At 47.2% G+C, this 19,505-nt stretch carries 25 protein-coding genes; 16 read left to right on the top strand and 9 right to left on the bottom strand.

The window, feature by feature from the left end:
- Nucleotides 1-25: 25 nt before the first annotated feature.
- The 6 genes from RBK99_RS06200 to RBK99_RS06225 are packed head-to-tail and all read right to left on the bottom strand — an operon-like array spanning nucleotide 26 to nucleotide 4,831.
- Nucleotides 26-1,480 (bottom strand): RNA polymerase factor sigma-54, encoded by a 1,455-nt coding sequence (locus RBK99_RS06200; protein ID WP_317503772.1) that lies wholly within the window; start codon nucleotides 1,478-1,480, stop codon nucleotides 26-28.
- A gap of 21 nt (nucleotides 1,481-1,501) precedes the next feature.
- On the bottom strand, nucleotides 1,502-2,227 hold the full coding sequence (gene lptB, locus RBK99_RS06205) for an LPS export ABC transporter ATP-binding protein (RefSeq protein WP_317503773.1): 726 nt from the start codon (nucleotides 2,225-2,227) through the stop codon (nucleotides 1,502-1,504).
- Between the two features lies 1 nt (nucleotide 2,228).
- The gene (gene lptA, locus RBK99_RS06210) at nucleotides 2,229-2,771 is read right to left on the bottom strand and encodes a lipopolysaccharide transport periplasmic protein LptA (protein ID WP_317503774.1); all 543 of its coding nucleotides are present in this window, start codon (nucleotides 2,769-2,771) and stop codon (nucleotides 2,229-2,231) included.
- A complete protein-coding gene (gene lptC, locus RBK99_RS06215; protein ID WP_317503775.1) occupies nucleotides 2,740-3,303 on the bottom strand; it encodes an LPS export ABC transporter periplasmic protein LptC in 564 nt (187 codons plus the stop codon). Before lptC ends, lptA begins: the two co-directional genes overlap by 32 nt.
- Nucleotides 3,300-3,854, bottom strand: a complete 555-nt coding sequence (kdsC, locus tag RBK99_RS06220; RefSeq protein ID WP_317503776.1) for a 3-deoxy-manno-octulosonate-8-phosphatase KdsC — start codon at nucleotides 3,852-3,854, stop codon at nucleotides 3,300-3,302. Before kdsC ends, lptC begins: the two co-directional genes overlap by 4 nt.
- Nucleotides 3,854-4,831, bottom strand: a complete 978-nt coding sequence (locus RBK99_RS06225; RefSeq protein WP_317503984.1) for a KpsF/GutQ family sugar-phosphate isomerase — start codon at nucleotides 4,829-4,831, stop codon at nucleotides 3,854-3,856. Before RBK99_RS06225 ends, kdsC begins: the two co-directional genes overlap by 1 nt.
- 156 nt (nucleotides 4,832-4,987) lie before the next feature.
- On the opposite strand from RBK99_RS06225, the gene RBK99_RS06230 reads away from it, so the two are divergent.
- From RBK99_RS06230 to murA, 8 genes are all read left to right on the top strand, one after another.
- A complete protein-coding gene (locus RBK99_RS06230) occupies nucleotides 4,988-5,563 on the top strand; it encodes a TetR/AcrR family transcriptional regulator (protein WP_317503777.1) in 576 nt (191 codons plus the stop codon).
- Between the two features lie 84 nt (nucleotides 5,564-5,647).
- Complete coding sequence (locus RBK99_RS06235) at nucleotides 5,648-6,448, top strand: ATP-binding cassette domain-containing protein (protein WP_317503778.1); 801 nt, start codon at nucleotides 5,648-5,650, stop codon at nucleotides 6,446-6,448.
- A complete protein-coding gene (mlaE, locus tag RBK99_RS06240; RefSeq protein ID WP_411161971.1) occupies nucleotides 6,445-7,224 on the top strand; it encodes a lipid asymmetry maintenance ABC transporter permease subunit MlaE in 780 nt (259 codons plus the stop codon). Before RBK99_RS06235 ends, mlaE begins: the two co-directional genes overlap by 4 nt.
- A 2-nt stretch (nucleotides 7,225-7,226) precedes the next feature.
- The gene (gene mlaD, locus RBK99_RS06245; RefSeq protein WP_317503779.1) at nucleotides 7,227-7,694 is read left to right on the top strand and encodes an outer membrane lipid asymmetry maintenance protein MlaD; all 468 of its coding nucleotides are present in this window, start codon (nucleotides 7,227-7,229) and stop codon (nucleotides 7,692-7,694) included.
- A gap of 17 nt (nucleotides 7,695-7,711) precedes the next feature.
- Nucleotides 7,712-8,383, top strand: a complete 672-nt coding sequence (locus RBK99_RS06250) for an MlaC/ttg2D family ABC transporter substrate-binding protein (RefSeq protein WP_317503780.1) — start codon at nucleotides 7,712-7,714, stop codon at nucleotides 8,381-8,383.
- On the top strand, nucleotides 8,383-8,694 hold the full coding sequence (locus RBK99_RS06255) for an STAS domain-containing protein (protein WP_317503781.1): 312 nt from the start codon (nucleotides 8,383-8,385) through the stop codon (nucleotides 8,692-8,694). The genes RBK99_RS06250 and RBK99_RS06255 overlap by 1 nt, the downstream gene beginning before the upstream one ends.
- Before the next feature lie 37 nt (nucleotides 8,695-8,731).
- Nucleotides 8,732-8,986, top strand: a complete 255-nt coding sequence (locus RBK99_RS06260; RefSeq protein ID WP_317503782.1) for a BolA family protein — start codon at nucleotides 8,732-8,734, stop codon at nucleotides 8,984-8,986.
- Nucleotides 8,987-9,002: 16 nt separating this feature from the next.
- On the top strand, nucleotides 9,003-10,262 hold the full coding sequence (gene murA / locus RBK99_RS06265) for a UDP-N-acetylglucosamine 1-carboxyvinyltransferase (protein WP_317503783.1): 1,260 nt from the start codon (nucleotides 9,003-9,005) through the stop codon (nucleotides 10,260-10,262).
- On the opposite strand, the gene RBK99_RS06270 is transcribed toward murA, so the two are convergent.
- From RBK99_RS06270 to RBK99_RS06280, 3 genes are all read right to left on the bottom strand, one after another.
- On the bottom strand, nucleotides 10,259-11,323 hold the full coding sequence (locus tag RBK99_RS06270; RefSeq protein WP_317503784.1) for a trypsin-like peptidase domain-containing protein: 1,065 nt from the start codon (nucleotides 11,321-11,323) through the stop codon (nucleotides 10,259-10,261). The two genes, murA and RBK99_RS06270, sit on opposite strands and share 4 nt — an antisense overlap.
- Nucleotides 11,324-11,386: 63 nt before the next feature.
- Nucleotides 11,387-12,745, bottom strand: a complete 1,359-nt coding sequence (locus RBK99_RS06275; protein WP_317503785.1) for a DegQ family serine endoprotease — start codon at nucleotides 12,743-12,745, stop codon at nucleotides 11,387-11,389.
- Nucleotides 12,746-12,831: 86 nt separating this feature from the next.
- The gene (locus tag RBK99_RS06280) at nucleotides 12,832-13,293 is read right to left on the bottom strand and encodes a Z-ring associated ZapG family protein (protein ID WP_317503786.1); all 462 of its coding nucleotides are present in this window, start codon (nucleotides 13,291-13,293) and stop codon (nucleotides 12,832-12,834) included.
- 119 nt (nucleotides 13,294-13,412) lie between these two features.
- Between RBK99_RS06280 and zapE the strand changes: the two genes are divergently transcribed.
- The 8 genes from zapE to RBK99_RS06320 all read left to right on the top strand — a co-directional run bounded on the left by zapE (nucleotide 13,413) and on the right by RBK99_RS06320 (nucleotide 19,499).
- A complete protein-coding gene (gene zapE / locus RBK99_RS06285; RefSeq protein ID WP_317503986.1) occupies nucleotides 13,413-14,507 on the top strand; it encodes a cell division protein ZapE in 1,095 nt (364 codons plus the stop codon).
- A gap of 197 nt (nucleotides 14,508-14,704) precedes the next feature.
- A complete protein-coding gene (gene rplM / locus RBK99_RS06290) occupies nucleotides 14,705-15,133 on the top strand; it encodes a 50S ribosomal protein L13 (protein ID WP_054489830.1) in 429 nt (142 codons plus the stop codon).
- A 17-nt stretch (nucleotides 15,134-15,150) separates the two neighbouring features.
- Nucleotides 15,151-15,543 carry a 30S ribosomal protein S9 gene (gene rpsI / locus RBK99_RS06295; protein ID WP_317503787.1) on the top strand — a complete coding sequence of 131 codons (393 nt, stop codon included), beginning with the start codon at nucleotides 15,151-15,153 and terminating at the stop codon, nucleotides 15,541-15,543.
- A gap of 224 nt (nucleotides 15,544-15,767) precedes the next feature.
- A complete protein-coding gene (gene petA, locus RBK99_RS06300) occupies nucleotides 15,768-16,358 on the top strand; it encodes a ubiquinol-cytochrome c reductase iron-sulfur subunit (protein WP_317503788.1) in 591 nt (196 codons plus the stop codon).
- Nucleotides 16,358-17,626 carry a cytochrome b gene (locus RBK99_RS06305; protein WP_317503789.1) on the top strand — a complete coding sequence of 423 codons (1,269 nt, stop codon included), beginning with the start codon at nucleotides 16,358-16,360 and terminating at the stop codon, nucleotides 17,624-17,626. Before petA ends, RBK99_RS06305 begins: the two co-directional genes overlap by 1 nt.
- Nucleotides 17,623-18,357, top strand: a complete 735-nt coding sequence (locus RBK99_RS06310; protein ID WP_317503790.1) for a cytochrome c1 — start codon at nucleotides 17,623-17,625, stop codon at nucleotides 18,355-18,357. Before RBK99_RS06305 ends, RBK99_RS06310 begins: the two co-directional genes overlap by 4 nt.
- An 84-nt stretch (nucleotides 18,358-18,441) precedes the next feature.
- The gene (gene sspA / locus RBK99_RS06315; protein ID WP_317503791.1) at nucleotides 18,442-19,065 is read left to right on the top strand and encodes a stringent starvation protein SspA; all 624 of its coding nucleotides are present in this window, start codon (nucleotides 18,442-18,444) and stop codon (nucleotides 19,063-19,065) included.
- Nucleotides 19,066-19,091: 26 nt separating this feature from the next.
- Nucleotides 19,092-19,499 (top strand): ClpXP protease specificity-enhancing factor, encoded by a 408-nt coding sequence (locus RBK99_RS06320; RefSeq protein ID WP_317503792.1) that lies wholly within the window; start codon nucleotides 19,092-19,094, stop codon nucleotides 19,497-19,499.
- Nucleotides 19,500-19,505: the final 6 nt, after the last annotated feature.

Here is a 19,505-nt window from a genome sequence, read left to right on the forward strand (position 1 = left end):
GTCTTCCTTCTTGCAGTTAACAAAGTTACAAAAGACTCTTGCGTTGACTCGATGATGGAATGTTTAACGATTCCCGGTACTTCGCAATTGTCCTCCTTGCTACTTGGATACCTTGTTCGGCTATCAGTTCAGCAATTTTGCTATCACTTAATGGTTTACTACGATTTTCAGCAGCGACCATCTTCTTAATTAAAGCACGTATTGCTGTGCTTGAACACTCACCTCCAGCCTCGGTACTCACATGGCTGGAGAAAAAGTATTTTAGTTCGAATACGCCCCGCGGGCAGTGCAGGTATTTCTGTGTTGTTACCCGCGAAATAGTACTTTCATGCATATCCACTGCTTCAGCAACATCGTTCAGAACCATTGGCTTCATAGCCTCTTCACCATGTTCAAAAAAACCTTGCTGACGTTGTATTATGCAGTTGGCTACTTTCAGTAAGGTTTCGTTTCTGCTCTCCAGGCTTTTTATAAACCAACGAGCTTCTTGCGTGTGGTTTTTTAAGTACTGGCTGTCGGCAGTGGACTTCGCCGCTTTGCTCAGCGCAGCGTATTCTTCATTCACTTTTAATTTAGGTACGCTGTCAGGATTCAATTCGACCATCCAGCGGCCATTTTTTTTTGTCACGGCGACATCGGGGATGACATATTCCACCGGTTGCTGGGCAATTTGCTCGCCCGGGTGAGGGTGCAGCTGTTGGATGAGTCGCATGGTCTGGCGCAAGTCATCTTCCGATAATTTTAGCTTGCGCTGGATTGTTCTGAAGTCTCGGTTTCCGAGGAGATCCATATGCTCAGTGACCAGGCATAAAGCAATCTCTTTATAGTCGTTATCCTGGCTTAGCTGACGCAATTGAATTGCCAGGCATTCGCTGACACTGCGGGCTCCGACGCCGACAGGATCGAAGTGTTGGATGCGTTTGAGCACCATGCAGACTTCTTCGGCACCGACGTCAGGTAATCGCACAGCCTCAATGATTTCGTCAATATCAGCCATCAGGTAACCATTGTTATCTATGGCTTCGATGATAGCTTCTGCAATGTAGGTGTCTTCTTCCGAAAAGTGTGACAGCTGCATTTGCCACAGCAAGTGATCTTGCAGCGACTCACTGGTAGCGCCCTGATAGACCTCAAAGTCACCGTCAAATGACTTGCCCGATGAAGCCGCACCGTTAGTGGGAGTATGGCTCGAATAGGTATCGTCCCAGCTACTGTCAACCGGGAGTTCATCTGGCATTTCCTGTGTTTTTATAACGTCTGAGGTATCTCGTTGACTGTCGTCTCTCTCATCACGACTGCGAAGCTCTGTGCTTTCGCTTTCATGTTCGCCTTCAACTTCCAGCAAGGGATTACTGTCCAGAGCTTCTTGAATTTCAGCCTGGAGATCGAGTGAGGAAAGCTGCAGCAGGCGAATGGCCTGTTGAAGTTGAGGCGTCATGGTCAAATGCTGACCAATTTTTAGCTGCAGACTTTGCTTCATAATGACTGTCCCGGTATCACGTTATAAGGTGAACTGCTCACCGAGGTAAACGTCTTTAACCTGTTGATTCGATAATATACTTTCTGCATCCCCGCTGGCAATAAGCTCACCATGACTGACGATATAAGCGTGTTCACACACAGATAAGGTTTCCCGTACATTGTGATCGGTGATTAGTACACCAATACCACGTTGCTTTAAATGTTCAACAATCTTTTTGATATCAATGACGGAAATGGGGTCAACGCCGGCAAAAGGCTCATCCAGCAATATAAACGTAGGTTCTGCGGCCAGCGCCCGGGCAATCTCAACTCGGCGGCGCTCGCCCCCCGATAAGCTCATACCGAGGCTGTTGGCAATGTGCCCGATGTGGAATTCCTCCAGTAACGCATCCAGCTGTTCTTCACGCTCATTAGCGGACAAGGCTTTGCGGGTCTCTAAAATCGCCATTAAGTTATCGCGCACCGTCAGCTTGCGAAAAATGGAAGCTTCCTGCGGCAGATAACCAATGCCCCGCCGGGCACGCTCGTGCATGGGCAATAGGGTGAGATCGTTGTCGTCGAGTAAGATTTGTCCTTTGTCACTGTTCACTAAGCCAACAATCATATAAAACGTAGTGGTTTTACCGGCTCCATTCGGACCCAGTAAACCTATCACTTGCCCTTGGCTAACTTCCAGGCTGACATCTTTAACGACTTGGCGACTTTTGTAGCTTTTAGCTAAGTGTTTAACTTTTAACGTTGCCATATTAAGGGGTCTCGTTATTTTTTTGGTCAGCGTCAGTTTTAGGTTTCGGAGTGAAAATAGTGATCACCCGACTGTCTTCTTCGCCGGAACTCGTCGCTGTTATGGTCTGCTCTTCCAGGTCATAAGTAATTAAATCACCACTGGAGCTACTGCTTCCCTGTGAAATACGAGCATTTCCGCTAAGCTCCAGTCGGCGCGCAGACTGAAAGTAGGTGATTTTATTGGCTTCTGCATGAATTTGGCCGCCATCCTCAAGTGTTTGACTATACGTCGCTGGACTACCTTCTGCTGTAAAGATATCGGCTTGCTCCGCATTTTCACTGGCGGATGCCTCGAGCCTGTCGGCGCGAATTAATAAGGTGCCCTGGCGAATGATGACATTGTCTGTTAAAACCAAGCGGTTATTTTTTATATCAAGCTTTTCCTGGCTCGATTCTACCTCCATCGGCTGACTAAAGTCAGATTTACCCTGAGCGAACACCGCCGTTGGTATTAAAGCAAGCAGGATAACGTTACTTAGCAGGCTGGAAAATCGTTTTAACATGTCGTTTAAGCTCCATTCGTTGGGCGTTCAGGTCAGCACTCATCCCATCGCCCCGAATTAATAATCTGGGACCGTGAATTGTCACGGGGTGTTCGGTACTCATTGACTCTGCTTTTAAATCAATAATCAGGTATTCAGTTAATACTTGTTTTATCCGAGTATCAGGTTCCAGAGCGCGGATTTCAACATTCCGCTCCAATACCAGAGTTTGATCGTCGTAAAATGTTCCTTGAGCCGCACTCACTTGCCAAATCTCTTTACCCTGTTCAGAAAACACGGTGTAGGTTGGCTGCTCAAGCTCTGTGAGTCCAATCTGATTATAGTGAGACATTTTTCTGGACTTGATTTTATGGGCCAGTAAACCATCGCTTTCAAAAATTCGGGTCTCTAGTCCATAAGCCGTGAAGTCAGGACGCATCAGTTGTTTTGCCGCTGTATTATTACCATCCGTGTCACTACTGAATGGGCGCCAGACCAGTAAAAGGCCTGCGCCGAACAGTAGGATGAGGATGACGGTAATACGTCTGCTCACACACTGGCTCCTGTCGCCAAGTGTAATTGCCCCTGACTCAACATGATGAGGTCACATATTTCACGTACAGCTCCCTGCCCACCAAGGCAGCGCGTGACGTAATCCGCCTCCTGCTGAATCGAGGCGTGGGCATCTTGCACGGCTATGCCCAGACCGGCTGTTTTTACCAATGCTAAGTCAGGTGTGTCATCACCGACATAGGCGACTTGCTCCAGGGTTAAGTTGAGTTTTTGCAGTAACTCGTTGAAAGCGGCTGTTTTATCGTTTTGCCCTTGATAGATAAAGCCAACATCTAAGTGTTCCATGCGGTGCTCTACGATGCGCGAGGTTCTGCCAGTAATAACCGCCGTTTCAACTCCGGCTCTCTTTAAGGCTTTCATGCCAAAACCATCCCGTGTATGAAAGGCTTTAAGCTCTTCACCGTCGTTTCCCAAATAGATACGTCCGTCTGAGAAAACACCGTCGACATCCAGAACCAGTAATTTGATTGCGGAAAAACGCTGAAACAGACTTTTTTCAATATCTCCGTACCAAGTATTAATACACTCCATCAGAGTACTCCAGCTTGCAGTAAGTCGTGCATATTCATTGCGCCACAGGGTTGGCCATCGTTGTTAGTGATGATAAGCCCGTTAATTTTGCGATCCTGCATGAGTTTTAGCGCTTCTGCTGCCAGCATATCTTCATTTGCGGTAGTACATGAGCGGGTCATCACGTCAGCAATAGGGGTTTTGTGGACATCAATTCGATCATCGAGAATACGGCGTAAATCACCGTCAGTAAATATTCCGGCTAAACGTTGGTTTGAGTCAACCACCGCAGTCATGCCCAAGCCCTTTCTTGACATTTCTAACAGAGCGTCGCTGATAATCGCATCTTCGGTTATAACCGGGATACGGTCGCCGGTGTGCATAACGTCATGCAACCTGAGCAACAGACGTTTGCCCAGTGAGCCTCCGGGGTGTGAGAGCGCAAAGTCGTCGGCGGTAAAGCCTCGAGCGTTGAGCAGAGCAACGGCAAAGGCGTCACCCATAACCAGGGTGGCAGTCGTTGAGGCTGTGGGGGCTAACCCAAGCGGACATGCTTCCTGTTCAACCGCGATGCAAACGTGCGTATCGGCTAAGCGGGCTAAGGTTGAGTCTGGCTTACCAGTCATTGAAATTAAAGGAACGCCAAGGCGCTTGATTACCGGAATAATATTCAAAATCTCGGCGGTTTCGCCGCTGTTTGATATTGCAATCACAACATCCTGCGCGGCGACCATCCCCAAGTCACCGTGACTGGCTTCACCGGGGTGGACAAAAAAAGCGGGTGTGCCAGTCGAGGCTAAAGTCGCCGCAATTTTTCCGCCGATATGACCGGACTTGCCCATGCCGGTTACGATAACCCGACCTTTGCAGTTAAAGAGGGTTTGGCAGGCGGCGTCAAAATTGTCGTCCAAATATTGGTAAAGGCCTTCAATGGCCTTTTTCTCGATATCCAGTACTTGTTCGCCCAGTAGCCGAAAATTCTGGGTGACTTGTTTCATTGTCATGCCTCTGGCGTTGTACTTTTGCCAAGTATAATACGTCATTCAATGCAACTCTGCCTACCGTACGCGGTGAAATCTTGTGTTTTCTTATAAAATTAATTACTATACCAACCAGACGGTTAATAAACATGCTTAAGTTGAAGTCAAAAGAATATGGTAGAGAAAAAAGGTGCAGGACGACCCAGTAACAGAGACGTTATTTTGGATGCGGCAGATCAGTTGGTTGCCGCAGAGGGCGCAGGGCACCTGACGTTTGATGCGTTAAGTCAGAACACAGGGATTAGTAAAGGTGGTCTACTTTATCACTTCAATAGCAAGGATAGTTTGCTGCAAGCCATGCTAAAACGCCGCGTCGAGCGTTATGAAGCGCTGCGCGAGCAGTATCACCAACAATACCGTGATGACCCAAAAGGCGAATTAAAAAGTATCCTATTAGCGGCTTTAGATACCGACGCAGAATGCTCTCGTTTGGGTAGTGGGATGCTGGCCGCCGCCGCGAGTAACCCGGAACTGCTTGGCCCGCTGAAAGAGCATATCTCAGATACGTTAAAGCGAATCGAGTGCATAGTCGGTAGCAAACTGGGTAAAACACTATTTTACGCTGTGCATGGAGCGCGTTTGTTTGAGCAGCTCAATTTATGTGATGACTGCGTTCATGAGCGCGAGGACTTTGCACAATATTTACTGAAGCTTGTCGATGAATTGACAGAAATAGAGTCAATTCGCTGATAAGATTTGCAACATATTTTCGGTATAAGACTGTACCGACAGTCGTTAGAATAATGGCTGATAAATTCGTAACAGGAAACTGTCGTGACAAATCTGGTAGAACTGAAAGATCTGACCTTTGCGCACGGAAATCATCGGGTCTATGACGGCCTGTCGCTCAGCGTACCCAAAGGTAAAATGGTTGCCGTTATGGGGCCTAGCGGTATTGGCAAAACCACGCTGCTGCGTCTTATTGGCGGTCAACTGAAACCGAACAGCGGTAGCATTAATATTGCTGGTGAAGAGGTGCCGAAACTCAAGCGCGATGCGTTGTATCAGCTGCGTAAGCGCATGAGCATGTTGTTTCAAAGTGGTGCCTTGTTCACTGATATGTCGGTTTACGAAAACATTGCTTTCCCTCTGCGCGAGCACACCGATTTGCCTGAAGAAATTATTCGTAGTGTTGTGCTTATGAAGCTAGAGGCGGTGGGCTTGCGTGGCGCACGGCACTTAATGCCGTCAGAGCTTTCGGGCGGAATGGCGAGAAGAGCTGCCTTGGCAAGGGCTATCGCACTGGATCCTGATCTAATTTTGTACGATGAACCGTTTGCTGGCCAGGATCCCATCTCCATGGGCGTGATTGTAAAATTAATTAAATCTCTGAATGAATCTCTGGGATTAACGTCTATTGTTGTTTCTCACGATGTCAAAGAAGTGTTATCGATTGCAGATTACGCCTACGTGATAGCCGATAAAAAAGTTGTGGGTAAGGGCACGCCGGATGAATTACGTAATAACGACACGGCAATTATTCAGCAGTTTTTGAAAGGTGAGGCAGATGGGCCTGTCGCCTTTCATTATTCCGATGACGACTTTATAACGGACTTATTAAGGGGCGAGGGATGATCCAGTTTTTCCAAGCAGTGGGTCGCCAGGTTCTGGATACTCTGGCTGGTATTGGGTATGCCCTGGCTATGCTAATGAGTGCCATTATTGGTAAGCCACAACCGCGTAAGTCCTGGCCATTATTCATTCGGCAGATGTACGTTGTCGGTGTGCTGTCGATGGTCATCGTTATTGTCAGTGGTCTCTTTATTGGCATGGTACTGGGTTTGCAAGGTTACACCATTCTGGTGGATTACGGTGCAGAGCAAAGTCTGGGCCCCATGGTCGCATTGTCGTTGTTGCGTGAATTAGGCCCCGTCGTTACGGGATTATTGTTTGCCGGGCGCGCGGGTTCAGCGTTGACGGCAGAAATTGGTTTAATGAAAGCAACCGAGCAGCTATCCAGCTTAGAGATGATGGCGGTTGATCCACTGCGAAGAGTGATTGCTCCGCGGTTTTGGGCTGGGTTAGTCAGTATGCCATTGCTGGCGTTGATGTTTTCTGCGGTGGGTATTTACGGTGGTTACTTGGTGGGCTCTGGCTGGCTGGGTGTTGATGAGGGTGCCTTTTGGTCAGTAATGCAGTCGGCTGTTGATTGGCGCGACGATTTGCTTAACGGCGTCATCAAATCCATCGTTTTCGCGTTCGTGGTTACCTGGATAGCGCTTTATAAAGGTTACCGCGCGGTCCCAACGTCGGCCGGGATAAGTACTGCGACAACGTCCACGGTAGTGACTGCGTCACTGGCCGTTTTGGGACTCGATTTTATTCTTACAGCTATTATGTTTGGTGGATAACCATGGAATCAAGAAAAACACAGTTATGGGTAGGCGTTTTCGTTGTTGTCGGTGTTTTGGCTCTGTCTTTCATTGCGTTAAGAGCCGCTAGCGGAACCATGACAACGTCAGGTGAAACCTACACGCTTTATGCAAAGTTCAGCAATATTGGCAGTCTTAAGGTTCGCTCACCGGTCAAAGTGGGTGGCGTGGTCGTTGGCCGTGTGACCAATATCTCGCTTTCCGGAGACTACTACGAACCGCTAGTGGAAATGAGTATTAGTAAAGACTACGACGAGTTTTCCGAGACCAGTACTTTATCTGTTCTGACGTCGGGGCTTCTTGGTGAGCAATATCTGGGGCTTGAACCCGGTTTTATTGACGACAGCGTAGGGATATTAAAGGACGGTGACATGATTACGGACACCAAGTCAGCGTTGGTATTAGAGAATTTAATTGGCCAGTTCCTGTTTAGTCAGGGCAATAATTAAGTGGTAAGGAGAACACCATGGCAGTAAAGCATTGGATAGCAGCATTTTTGGCAACTTTTCTCATGGTTGCATCAGCCTCTGCTGAGCTCATCCGTAATGATGATCCGCAGGAGTTGTTAAAGGAAGTGGCCGAGAAAACATTTGAGCGGATTGCTTCGGAAAGAGAGAAAATAGACAAAAATCCTAATTACCTAAAAACCATTGTAGAAGAAGAAATGATGCCTTACGTTGACAGCTTATATGCGTCGAAGAAGGTGTTAGGGCGCTATTTCCGTGATACCAACAAGCAGCAGCGAGAGCGTTTTTACCGGGCGTTTTATGACTACTTGATTGCAACTTATGCCCGAGCGTTCACACAGTATGACGAGGAAAAGCACAAAGTCAGCTTTGAGCCTAGCCCTGAATTGGCTGAAGATGCTCAGACCGCCGTTGTACGTGCCAGAATAAAAGAAGTCGGACGTCCGGAAATTCGCCTCGATTTTCGTATCCGTTACGATTCAAATGAAGAAATTTGGAAAGCGTATGATTTGGTGGTGGAAGGAATTAGCTTACTTAACAGCAAGCAAAGCGAAATCTCATCAGTGATCCGTGCTCAAGGTATTGAAAAAACGATAGAGCTGATTGAGAAGAAAGCAGCTGAACCCATTAAACCCGATGAAGACGTAGATAACCCGACAGAGGTATCGTAATGAGTCAGCAGCAGGCTGGAAAAGCGACGGTAAAAATTGCTGATGGTAAAACTCTGGTTTTCAGTGGTTCGCTAACTCGGCACAGTGTTACGAGCTTATGGCAGCAGCGAAAGGACTGGCCTGTTGAGAAAGACATTCAGGTCGACTTAACCGATGTTGATGTCATTGATACTGCGGGAGTTGCATTTCTGCTGGAAATTATGAAATCGATAGGCAATGGCCAGGAACCGCTCGTTTGTCTTGGTGCGTCGAAACAATTGAAACAAATTGCCCATGTGAGTGGCGTTGAGTCCTTGCTTTCGTTAAGCTAGGCGGTCTGATTAACTTTCAAGCCAACGGCGGATAAGAATGAATACTGAAGAACTAAAAACGCTACTTAACGATGCTCTTTCGCTGGAAGAATTATTGGTTAAAACTGAAGGTGCTAATGTTGAAATTATTGCCGTCAGCGAAGACTTTAAAGACATGAGTCGGGTAAAACGGCAACAAGCTGTTTATGGGCCATTAAATCCACTGATTGCAGACGGCTCTATCCATGCTGTATCGATAAAAGCGTACACGCCTGATGACTGGGCGCGTGATAAAAAATTAATGATGCCATAAGGTTGTTTGTCAGTTGATGGATAAATTTAAAATAAGGGGTGGCCAGCCACTATCCGGGTCAGTCACTATCTCCGGTGCGAAAAATGCGGCGTTACCTATCTTAATGGCATCGCTTTTGCCGTCAGCTAAAGTGGCGCTTTCCAACGTTCCCGATTTACACGATGTGGATACAACTCTGGAGTTACTCGATTGCCTTGGTATCAGCCACAGCAATTTAAATAACAACTGTGTCAGTATTGATCCGACAACATTGAACCATTTCAAAGCCCCTTATGACTTGGTAAAAACCATGCGGGCTTCCATTTTAGTGTTAGGTCCGTTATTAGCTAAAGCCGGGAAAGCGGAAGTTTCCCTTCCAGGCGGCTGCGCTATTGGTGCTCGACCCGTCAACCTTCATATTGATGGCCTGCGTAAGATGGGCGCACATATTGAAGTTGAGAATGGCTATATTAAGGCGTCGGTAGACGGACGCCTGCAAGGTGCTGAAATTCTGCTAGATACCGTCAGTGTCACCGGTACCGAGAATTTAATGATGGCTGCGGTGTTAGCGGAAGGTGAAACGGTTATCGAAAATGCCGCGCGAGAGCCAGAAGTCATCGACTTAGCTAACTTTTTAAATAGCCTGGGTGCTAATGTGCGGGATGCGGGTTGCGATACGATTCATATCACGGGTGTTGATAAGTTACACGGTGGTAGCTATAGCGTTATGCCGGATCGCATAGAAACGGGAACGTTTTTGGTGGCCGCATTAGCAACGGGCGGCTCCGTCCGTTGCGAGAAAACCGATCCCGCCAGTTTGGATGCGGTCTTAAAAAAGCTGGAAGAAGCGGGTGGCTTAATTGAAAAGGGCGATGACTGGATCACGATAAAAAGTCAGGGCCGACCTAAAGCCGTTAGTATCATTACGGCTCCGCACCCCGCGTTCCCGACCGATATGCAGGCACAGTTTTGTACCTTAAACTCAATTGCTGAGGGGACCGCGGGTATCCGGGAAACTATCTTCGAAAACCGTTTTATGCATATTCCCGAGTTAAGACGTATGGGAGCAAATGTAGAGTCTGAGGGTAATACCGCACTATGCCATGGAGTTGCCGAGCTGACCGGGGCAGAAGTGATGTGTACCGATTTAAGGGCTTCTGCGTCCTTGGTTATCGCGGGCCTGGTTGCCACTGGCGAAACGGTTGTCGAGCGCATTTATCATATCGATAGAGGCTATGAAGGTATCGAGAAAAAGTTACAGGCCCTGGGAGCTGACATCGAGCGAGTGACGGCTTAACTGCCGGCATTAGCTGGGGTCAGCTCAGCAACCTTCACCTTAGTTGTCATCCGTTTATTGTCCCGGTAAAACTCGACTGTTAACTCCGTGCCGGGCTCACTATTAGCGACAAGATCGAGTCCCTCAGGTGCTGATCGTACGGGCTCGCCACCAATTGAGACAACAAAGTCGTTTTGTTTTAAGCCAGCCAGTGCTGCCGGTGAGCCGGGTTCTACACCCGTAATTAAAATACCAGACAGAGACTGCTCTTCACTAAAGTTTGGGTTAACACTAATACCGATATAACCGCGTGTGACTTCTCCCTCACGAATGAGGGTTTCCATTACTTTACGGGCAGTTGCATAAGGTACCGCGAAGTAAATGCCTTCTCCGCCATCACCAAAAGCCGAATTGTAACGGGCATTATTAATTCCGATAAGTTCGCCCGCCGTATTAATGAGTGCACCACCCGAGGCGCCTTGATTGATGACGGCATCCATCTGAATAAGATCAGAATATGAGTTACTGACGCCGACTCGACCGCCACTGGCACTGATGATGCCCTGCGTGATCGTTTGACCAATATTATACGGGTTGCCTATCGCTAAAACGATATCGCCAACTTGAATACGGCGATCGGATTGAACAGGAATAACCGGAAGGTTTTCGGCGTCAATCTTGAGTACAGCCAAGTCGGTATAACGGTCGCTACCAATAAGCTGGGCCGCATAGCGTCTGCCGTCCTGCAGAGCGACTAAAATTTCGTCAACACTATCGACCACATGATGCGCGGTTAGAATATAGCCTTGCCCGTTCATAATGACACCAGACCCCAGACGCCACACTCTGGCCGGTTGAGGCTGATAATACGAACCTTCTCTCTCGCCCATACTATAGATATTAACCACGGCTGGAGCGGCTTTTCGCACGGCGCTACTGAAGGATATAATTTCGTTGTTAGACCGTCTTAGTGAATCGGACTGACTCCAGAATGGCTGGGTAACGATAACAATGGCTGCAACAACCAAGCCTAATCCAACTGACTGAAATAAGAATCTAAGAGTCAAAGAGAGTCGTTGCATAGTGGAGTCCGATAATATTAGGTGGCATCAGCATAGCACTGATACCACCCGCCTGTCACAATGTCAGTTTGCGTTTCGCAGCACAATAAAGAGTGAACTGTCGCCTCGCAGAATATTCAGCGCAATAACACCGGTCTTACCTTCAATGACTTCCCGAAGATCAGACAGCGATGAGACGGCTTGTCTATTCACTCCCTGGATAATATCGCCCTTTTCAAGCCCGATACGAACCGCTGGCGAGCCTTCCTGAAGCTCTGTGACTTCGATACCTTGAGTCGACTGAGCAACGGCCAACGATGCCCCTTCAAGTGCTGGGTGGATCGATGCTGCGGTGACCGAGGTATCCTGTGCGCCGAGCGTCACCTCGAGACTCATCTCTTTACCGTTACGAATAATACCGAGTTCTATCGATTTACCAGAGCCAATAGAGCCGACCATAGCACCCAGTTCAGAGAACGAACGGATCACCTGGCCGTCGACTGAAATAATGACGTCACCTGATTTAATACCGGCCTTATCTGCCGAACTTCCCGGTACCACTTGCGAGACAAAAGCACCGAGGTTGACGGGGATATTCAATGCTTGGGCCACGTCATGAGTGAGATCGTTGCCGCGAACGCCTAATACGCCACGACGTACTTCCCCAAACTCAATGAGTTGCTGAACGAGATTATTCATCATATCGGAAGGGATTGCGAAACCGATACCGATGTTACCGCCGTTAGGCCCGAGTATCGCGGTATTGATACCGATGAGTTTACCGTCTAAGGTAACCAGTGCTCCGCCAGAGTTTCCGCTGTTAATTGCGGCATCGGTCTGAATAAAGTTTTCTAGTTCCTCAATACCAAGTCCTGCCCGGCCGAGTGCGCTAACAATGCCGGAAGTCACCGTTTGTCCAAGCCCGAAAGGGTTGCCAATAGCAACAACGAAATCGCCTACGCGTAACTGAGATGAGTCACCCAGTTCAATTTCGGTCAGGTTCTTACCGTTACTGATTTTAAGCAAAGCAACGTCACTACGCTCATCAGTGCCGACTACCGTAGCGTCAAACTCTCGACCATCTTTCAATGTCACAAGGATCTCAGTTGCATCATCGACGACATGGTTGTTAGTGACCACATAGCCCTGTTCTGCATCAATAATGACGCCAGAACCGAGCCCTTGAAAAGGTCGCTCTCGCACTTGTTCTTGTGGGGAATTTGGGCCAAAAAAGAAACGAAGTGCGTCGGGCAGGCGTTGCCTTACTTCTCGTTTCCCTTTAACCGAAATATTGACTATGGCCGGAGTAACCTCTTCAAGCATGGGGGCTAGTGTCGGTTGCTCGTCGCTGTTTCCAAAAAATGGGATACCGGCCTGAACCGACGTTATTGGGGTGAAGCTGAAAATACAGAGTAAACTGAATAAAGCTAGAATTCGTTTCATAGTCTGAGTGACTCCTTAATAAAGCACCAACAAGCGTTCGCGGACTATGACCGCTTGTTGGCTATATGAGTTCACTCAAAATTGTTTCAAGATGTTTTGGACGATTCCTTTTCCGGCTTCTTGTCGTAATTGCTTGAAAACAAACCACTGGAACCCTCGGTGTAATCACGGGGAATATCGTTCGCTGTATAGTTGTCACGACCTGAACGGTAGTCTTTGTTGAGCGAGTTCGCGGCGCGCAATTGTTTGATTGTGTCTTCAGCGAAAAACGGCAAGTCGCTTTGGACGTCGTTTTTCTCCAGCAACTCGGCACTTTGATTTAAGTAGCTTTGCAAACGCTGCTGAGTATCAGCGAGCTGCTCAACCATCGCGTTTGCGGTGGCAAAGTGCTCAGCTACTTCTCTTTGATAGTCTGTCAAACGTTGCTGGCTCTGCTGAACTTGCTCTTCGAGATCACCTGACTGGCCGTTTGATTGACGGTAGCGGGCGGCAAAAAAACCAATGACTGCACCGGCGATAACCAACAGAACTCCAATAATCCAACTCATATTTAACTCCTGAACAAGCTGCTACAGCGACGAATGATTGCTGCACTTCACCTTCATGGTAACATATTACCTTATAGGATAATCCCAACTGAGGTGAAGTGGTAGTGTCCAAACAGCAAATGTCCCCACTAAAACGTTATCAGTATGATATCGAACACAATGGTTTCTCGGAAGACGAAGCACAACTTAATGCCGTTAAACATTTGCAAAGATTATATGACGAGCTCATAGAGTGGCATCGTTATCAAACTCTGCCGGGGTGGAAAAGGCTTTTCAACAAAGGTCCGAAAAGACCGCAGGGGCTCTATTTTTGGGGAGGTGTCGGGCGTGGCAAAACCTATTTGGTTGATACGTTTTTTGAAAGCTTACCAATTGAGCATAAATGGCGTATTCACTTTCACCGCTTTATGCATCGGGTTCATGCCGAGCTTAAACAGCTGGATAAGCAAAGCGACCCTTTGCAAATTGTGGCTGATAAAATTGCCGATGAAGCAACGGTGGTCTGCTTCGATGAGTTTTTCGTGCAGGACATTACAGACGCGATGTTATTGGGAAAACTATTTGAATACCTGTTTGAAAAGGGAGTAGTGCTGGTCGCTACATCAAACATTGTTCCGGATGATCTCTACAAAAATGGACTACAAAGAGCACGTTTTATTCCGGCTATTAAGCTCATCAATCAACATTGCGACGTAGTGAATGTGGATAGCGGTATCGATTACCGCCTGAGAACGCTGACTAAGGCCGAAATTTTTCATTCGCCGCTAGACGAACAGGCGGATCAAAATTTATGGCAATATTTCAAAGAGCTGGCGCCAGAATGCAAGGACCAATACGAATCCGACTGCATCGATATAGAAGGGCGTGAAATTGACGTACGAGCACACTGTGATGATGTGGTGTTTTTTGATTTTGTTTCGATTTGTAAAACCGCGCGTAGTCAAAATGACTACATGGAAATTGCCCGTCTGTATCATGCAGTATTAATTAGTAACGTTGAGCAGATGGGAGCCGGTAAAGATGATACTGCCCGCCGTTTTATCGCTTTGGTGGATGAGTTTTATGAGCGCAGAGTAAAACTCATTTTGTCCGCTGCGGTGGATATTGAAGCGCTTTACACCGAAGGGCAGTTAACCTTCGAGTTTCGTCGATGCATCAGCCGTTTGCAGGAAATGCAAAGTCAGGAATATTTGGCAATGGCGCATAAAGCATAAATTTCAAAAAATGCGTGATCTTTAACCGCATTTTTCCTATAATCCGCGCAGCCCACGTTACAGTCCGTTGTATTACAGTATGTAATTCAGCGGTCGCAGCAGATAACTAAATGATTTGTATCATTTTTTTATTGTTGTGATTCGCGGGGAAGCCCGGAATTACTGTCCGTGAACTTTTAAAATGTAGGTTTTATACAATGAAAACATTTGTAGCCAAGCCAGAAACGGTAAAACGCGACTGGTACGTAGTAGACGCTGAAGGCAAAACTTTAGGTCGTTTAGCTACTGAAATCGCTCGTCGTTTACGCGGCAAGCATAAGCCTGAGTACACTCCTCACGTTGATACCGGTGACTATATCGTCGTCATTAACGCTGAGAAAGTTGCCGTTACCGGTAACAAAGCTCAGGACAAGATGTACTACTCGCACACTGGATTTCCGGGTGGTATCAAATCAATCAGCTTTGAAAAACTGATTGCTAAGAAACCAGAGATGGTCATTCAGAAAGCGGTAAAAGGTATGTTACCCCGTGGTCCATTGGGTCGTGCCATGTTCCGTAAACTGAAAGTGTACGCAGGTACTGAGCATAACCATATTGCTCAACAACCTAAACAACTGGATATATAATACGGAGCAAGAACACTATGGCAGATAATCAATACTACGGTACTGGTCGTCGCAAAAACTCCACGGCTCGCGTATTTTTGCGTCCTGGTAGCGGCAACATCAAAATTAACAACCGTGAACTGAACGAATACTTCGGTCGTGAAACGGCTCAGATGGTTGTTCGTCAACCATTAGAGTTAGTTGAAATGACTGAAAAGTTTGACATGTTCATCACTGTAAGCGGTGGTGGTACAACGGGTCAGGCGGGTGCAATTCGTCACGGTATTACTCGTGCATTAATGCAATACGACGAAGCTTTACGTAGCCCGCTACGCAAAGAAGGTTACGTTACTCGTGACGCTCGTCAGGTTGAACGTAAGAAAATCGGCTTGCATAAAGCACGTAAACGTCCACAGTTCTCAAAGCGTTAATTCGTTTTATTTACTCTGGCAAAACCCAGCTCCGGCTGGGTTTTTTTATGTACAAAAAGAAGTTGAATAGACCAATAAGGGCGGCTATTAAGCTTGTAAAAAGTGTGTCTTTTCATTATCATCTCAAAGCATTTTCTGTAATCCGCATAAGCGGACAAAGCAGCAGCTAATTCCCGACTTCGCGACAACGCATCGTGAAGCGTCCAAAACTGGAGAATAGATGGATGAGCAATGCGCCTATAGATAAAGGCCGCCGTCGTTTTTTGACCGTCGCAACCTCAGTGGTAGGTGGTGCTGGAGCGGTAGCAGTAGCCGTTCCTTTCATAGCATCATGGAACCCGAGTGCAAGAGCGAAAAACGCTGGAGCGCCAGTAGAAGTAAATATAAGCAAAGCTGAACCCGGTCAGTTAGTTCGTGTGAAGTGGCGTGGCAAACCCGTGTGGGTGGTTCGTCGTACACCGGATATGCTTGAAGAGCTTGACGAAATAGAAGATAAACTTCGTGATCCAAACTCTCAGGAACCGCAGCAGCCGCCATACGCGCAGAATCAGTATCGCTCAATTAAGAAAGAGTTTTTTGTGGCGGTTGGAATCTGTACCCATTTGGGTTGCTCTCCAACCTATCTTCCGAATGAAATGGACGAGCATGTCGACGGTGTTGAGGCAGGCTTTTTCTGCCCATGCCACGGTTCGAAATTTGATATTGCCGGACGCGTATTTGAAGGCGTTCCTGCTCCTCTGAACTTGGTTGTGCCACCGTACTATTTTATCGATGAAAACACCATTTTGGTGGGTGCAGATAAGGGGCAAGCATAATGTTTAAGCGATTTGTAGAGTGGATGGATGCCCGCATCCCAATGACCAAAACCTGGAACATACACCTGGCGCAGTATCCTGCCCCGAAAAACTTTAATATGTGGTATGTCTTCGGTTTTCTGGCCACGTTAGTATTGGTTAACCAAATACTGACTGGCATCTGGTTAACGATGAACTATGTGCCAAGCGCAGACGCTGCTTTCGCCTCTGTTGAGTACATCATGCGTGATGTCGAATACGGTTGGCTACTGCGGTATATGCATTCCACCGGAGCTTCGGCGTTCTTCGTCGTTGTTTATCTGCACATGTTCCGGGGTATGATGTACGGCTCGTATCAAAAGCCACGTGAATTGATTTGGCTGTTTGGTATGTTCATCTTCCTGGTATTAATGGCTGAAGCTTTCATGGGCTATTTACTGCCATGGGGGCAAATGTCGTACTGGGGTGCTCAGGTTATTATTTCCTTATTTGGGGCTATCCCGGTTATTGGCGATGACCTAACCTTGTGGATTCGCGGTGACTATGTCATTTCCGGTGCTACGCTAAATCGCTTCTTTGCATTGCACGTTATCGCTTTGCCTTTAGTGCTTGTTATTTTGGTGTTTTTGCACATTGTTGCTTTACACGAAGTGGGCTCGAACAACCCTGATGGAGTCGACACGAAGAAGCCGAAAGGCAGCGTGCCAGATGAAGAGAAGCCGAAGTTCAAATTTCATGAGCGCTTCACGAACAAAAAAGACATTGTTGACTCTATTCCGTTCTATCCTTACTACATTATTAAGGATTTATTCGGCTTTAGCGTGTTCTTGTTCTTTTTCTGTTACGTTATTTTCTTTAATCCGGAAATGGGTGGGTTTTTCCTTGAACCGCCTAACTTTATACCGGCCAATCCGTTAAAAACACCTGAGCATATTGCTCCAGTTTGGTATTTCACGCCGTTTTATGCGATTTTGCGTGCAGTACCGGATAAATTGTTTGGTGTCATTTTAATGTTTGCCGCCATTGTCTTCCTGGCTCTGTTGCCTTGGTTAGACCGCGGACGAGTGCGTTCCATTCGCTATCGTAGCCTGTTACACAAGTTGAACTTAACGGTATTTGCTATCAGCTTTATCGTACTGGGTTATCTGGGAACGCAGCCAGCGACGCCTGTCGCAACTCTGTTCGCGCAGATATTCACGTTCCTGTATTTTGCATTCTTCGGATTGCTCTGGTTCTACAGTAAGCGTGAGAAGACTAAACCGGTACCAGAAAGGGTGACTTCGAAATGAAAAAATTGTTAATCGCTCTTGTAACCTTGATTCCGTCGCTAGCATTTGCGGCGGGACCCACTGTTCCATTGGATGAAGCCGATATCGATTTACACGATAAGGCTTCATTGCAACGTGGTGCGCAGCTGTACATGAACTACTGTTTAGGGTGTCATGAACTGCAGTACCATCGTTATAACCGCACCTTTGAGGATCTGGGTATCCCGCAAGAGCTCGGTGAAAAGTATTTACAGTTCACCGGTCAAAAGGCGGGTGATTTGATCACCAACAATATGAAGCCGGAAGCAGCGGCACAGTGGTTTGGTACGGCTGTACCCGATTTAACCAACGTGGCGCGTGTACGCGGACCAGACTGGATCTACACTTACCTGCGTTCATTCTATAAGGATGAGAGCCGCCCATGGGGTGTGAATAATACGGTATTTCCTAACGTCGGCATGCCTCACGTACTGCAGGAGCTTCAAGGGCTTCCTAAGAAAACCTATGAAGAAAGGCTGATAGACGGCAAGATGGAAAAAGTTTACGTTGGTATACAATCTGACGGAACCGGCCGTTTATCAGAAAGCGAATACGATCAAGCAATGTTAGATTTGACCGCATTCTTGGTTTACGTAGGCGAACCTATGTTGTTAGAACAACGTCGCATGGGTTGGTTTGCTTTTGGTTTCCTGCTGGTATTTAGCATTCTGGCATGGTTACTGAAAAAAGAGTTTTGGAAAGACCTGAAATAGTCAGGGCTTATCAGTCTGTTAGACAACGACTCAAGAAAGGGTGGCTTGCCACCCTTTTGCCGTTGATATTATCTGGAGAAAGGAATGGCTGTTGCAGCAAATAAACGCTCAGTAATGACGTTATATTCAGGAAAAGATGACTTGAAGAGTCATCAGGTACGTCTGGTGTTAGCTGAGAAAGGTGTTGGTGTCGAAATTACCTATGTGACCGACGAAAGTACGCCGGAGGACCTGTTACAGTTAAACCCGTATCCGGAAGCGACTCCGACTCTGGTCGACCGTGAGCTCGTCTTGTATAACGCGCAAATTATAATGGAGTATTTGGATGAACGCTTTCCTCATCCTCCATTGATGCCGGTATACCCTGTCGCGCGTGGTACCAGTCGTTTGATGATGTATCGCATTGAGCGTGATTGGTACAGTCTGGCTGAAAAAATTCAAAAGGGTGACGCACAAGCCAAGCAAGAATTGAAAGAGGGGATCCTCTCTTTGGCGCCAATTTTTGCAGATACTCCATACTTTATGAGTGAAGAGTTTAGCCTGGTCGACTGCTATCTTGCACCTCTGTTATGGCGTTTGCCGGCGTATGGTATTGAACTTGAAGGCCAGGGTGCGAAAGAAATAAAACAGTATCTAGTGCGATTGTTTGAACGTAAAACCTTCCAGGATTCGTTAACGGAAGAAGAAAAAGAGCTCGCACGACATTAAATTCATCGACGTCGAGGAGTTCTGCTATGACGCCGAAAAGACCCTATCTGCTTCGTGCACTTTATGAATGGATAGTTGATAACGATTTGACCCCACATTTGGTTGTTGACGCAACGATAGTGGGAACGGTTGTGCCACAAAACTTCGTTAGTGAGGGACAAATCGTTCTTAATATGTCCCCTACGGCAGTCCAGGGGCTTCAATTAGCTGATCATGAAGTAAGGTTCAGTGCGCGCTTTGGTGGCCAACCAATGCAAGTCATTGTGCCTATGACGGCCGCATTGGCCATTTACGCCCGTGAAAATGGTGCCGGAGCAATGTTTGAGGCTGAACCCGAGCTTGATAAAATGCCAGCTCCTGATGAGGAAAGTCATTCCGAGCCGGAGGCTGAGAAAAAGTCATCGAAGAAGCCAAACTTGAAAGTTGTTAAATAAATAACA

The sequence above is a fragment of the Idiomarina solivarensis genome, assembly GCF_033052755.1.
Taxonomy (GTDB): domain Bacteria; phylum Pseudomonadota; class Gammaproteobacteria; order Enterobacterales; family Alteromonadaceae; genus Idiomarina.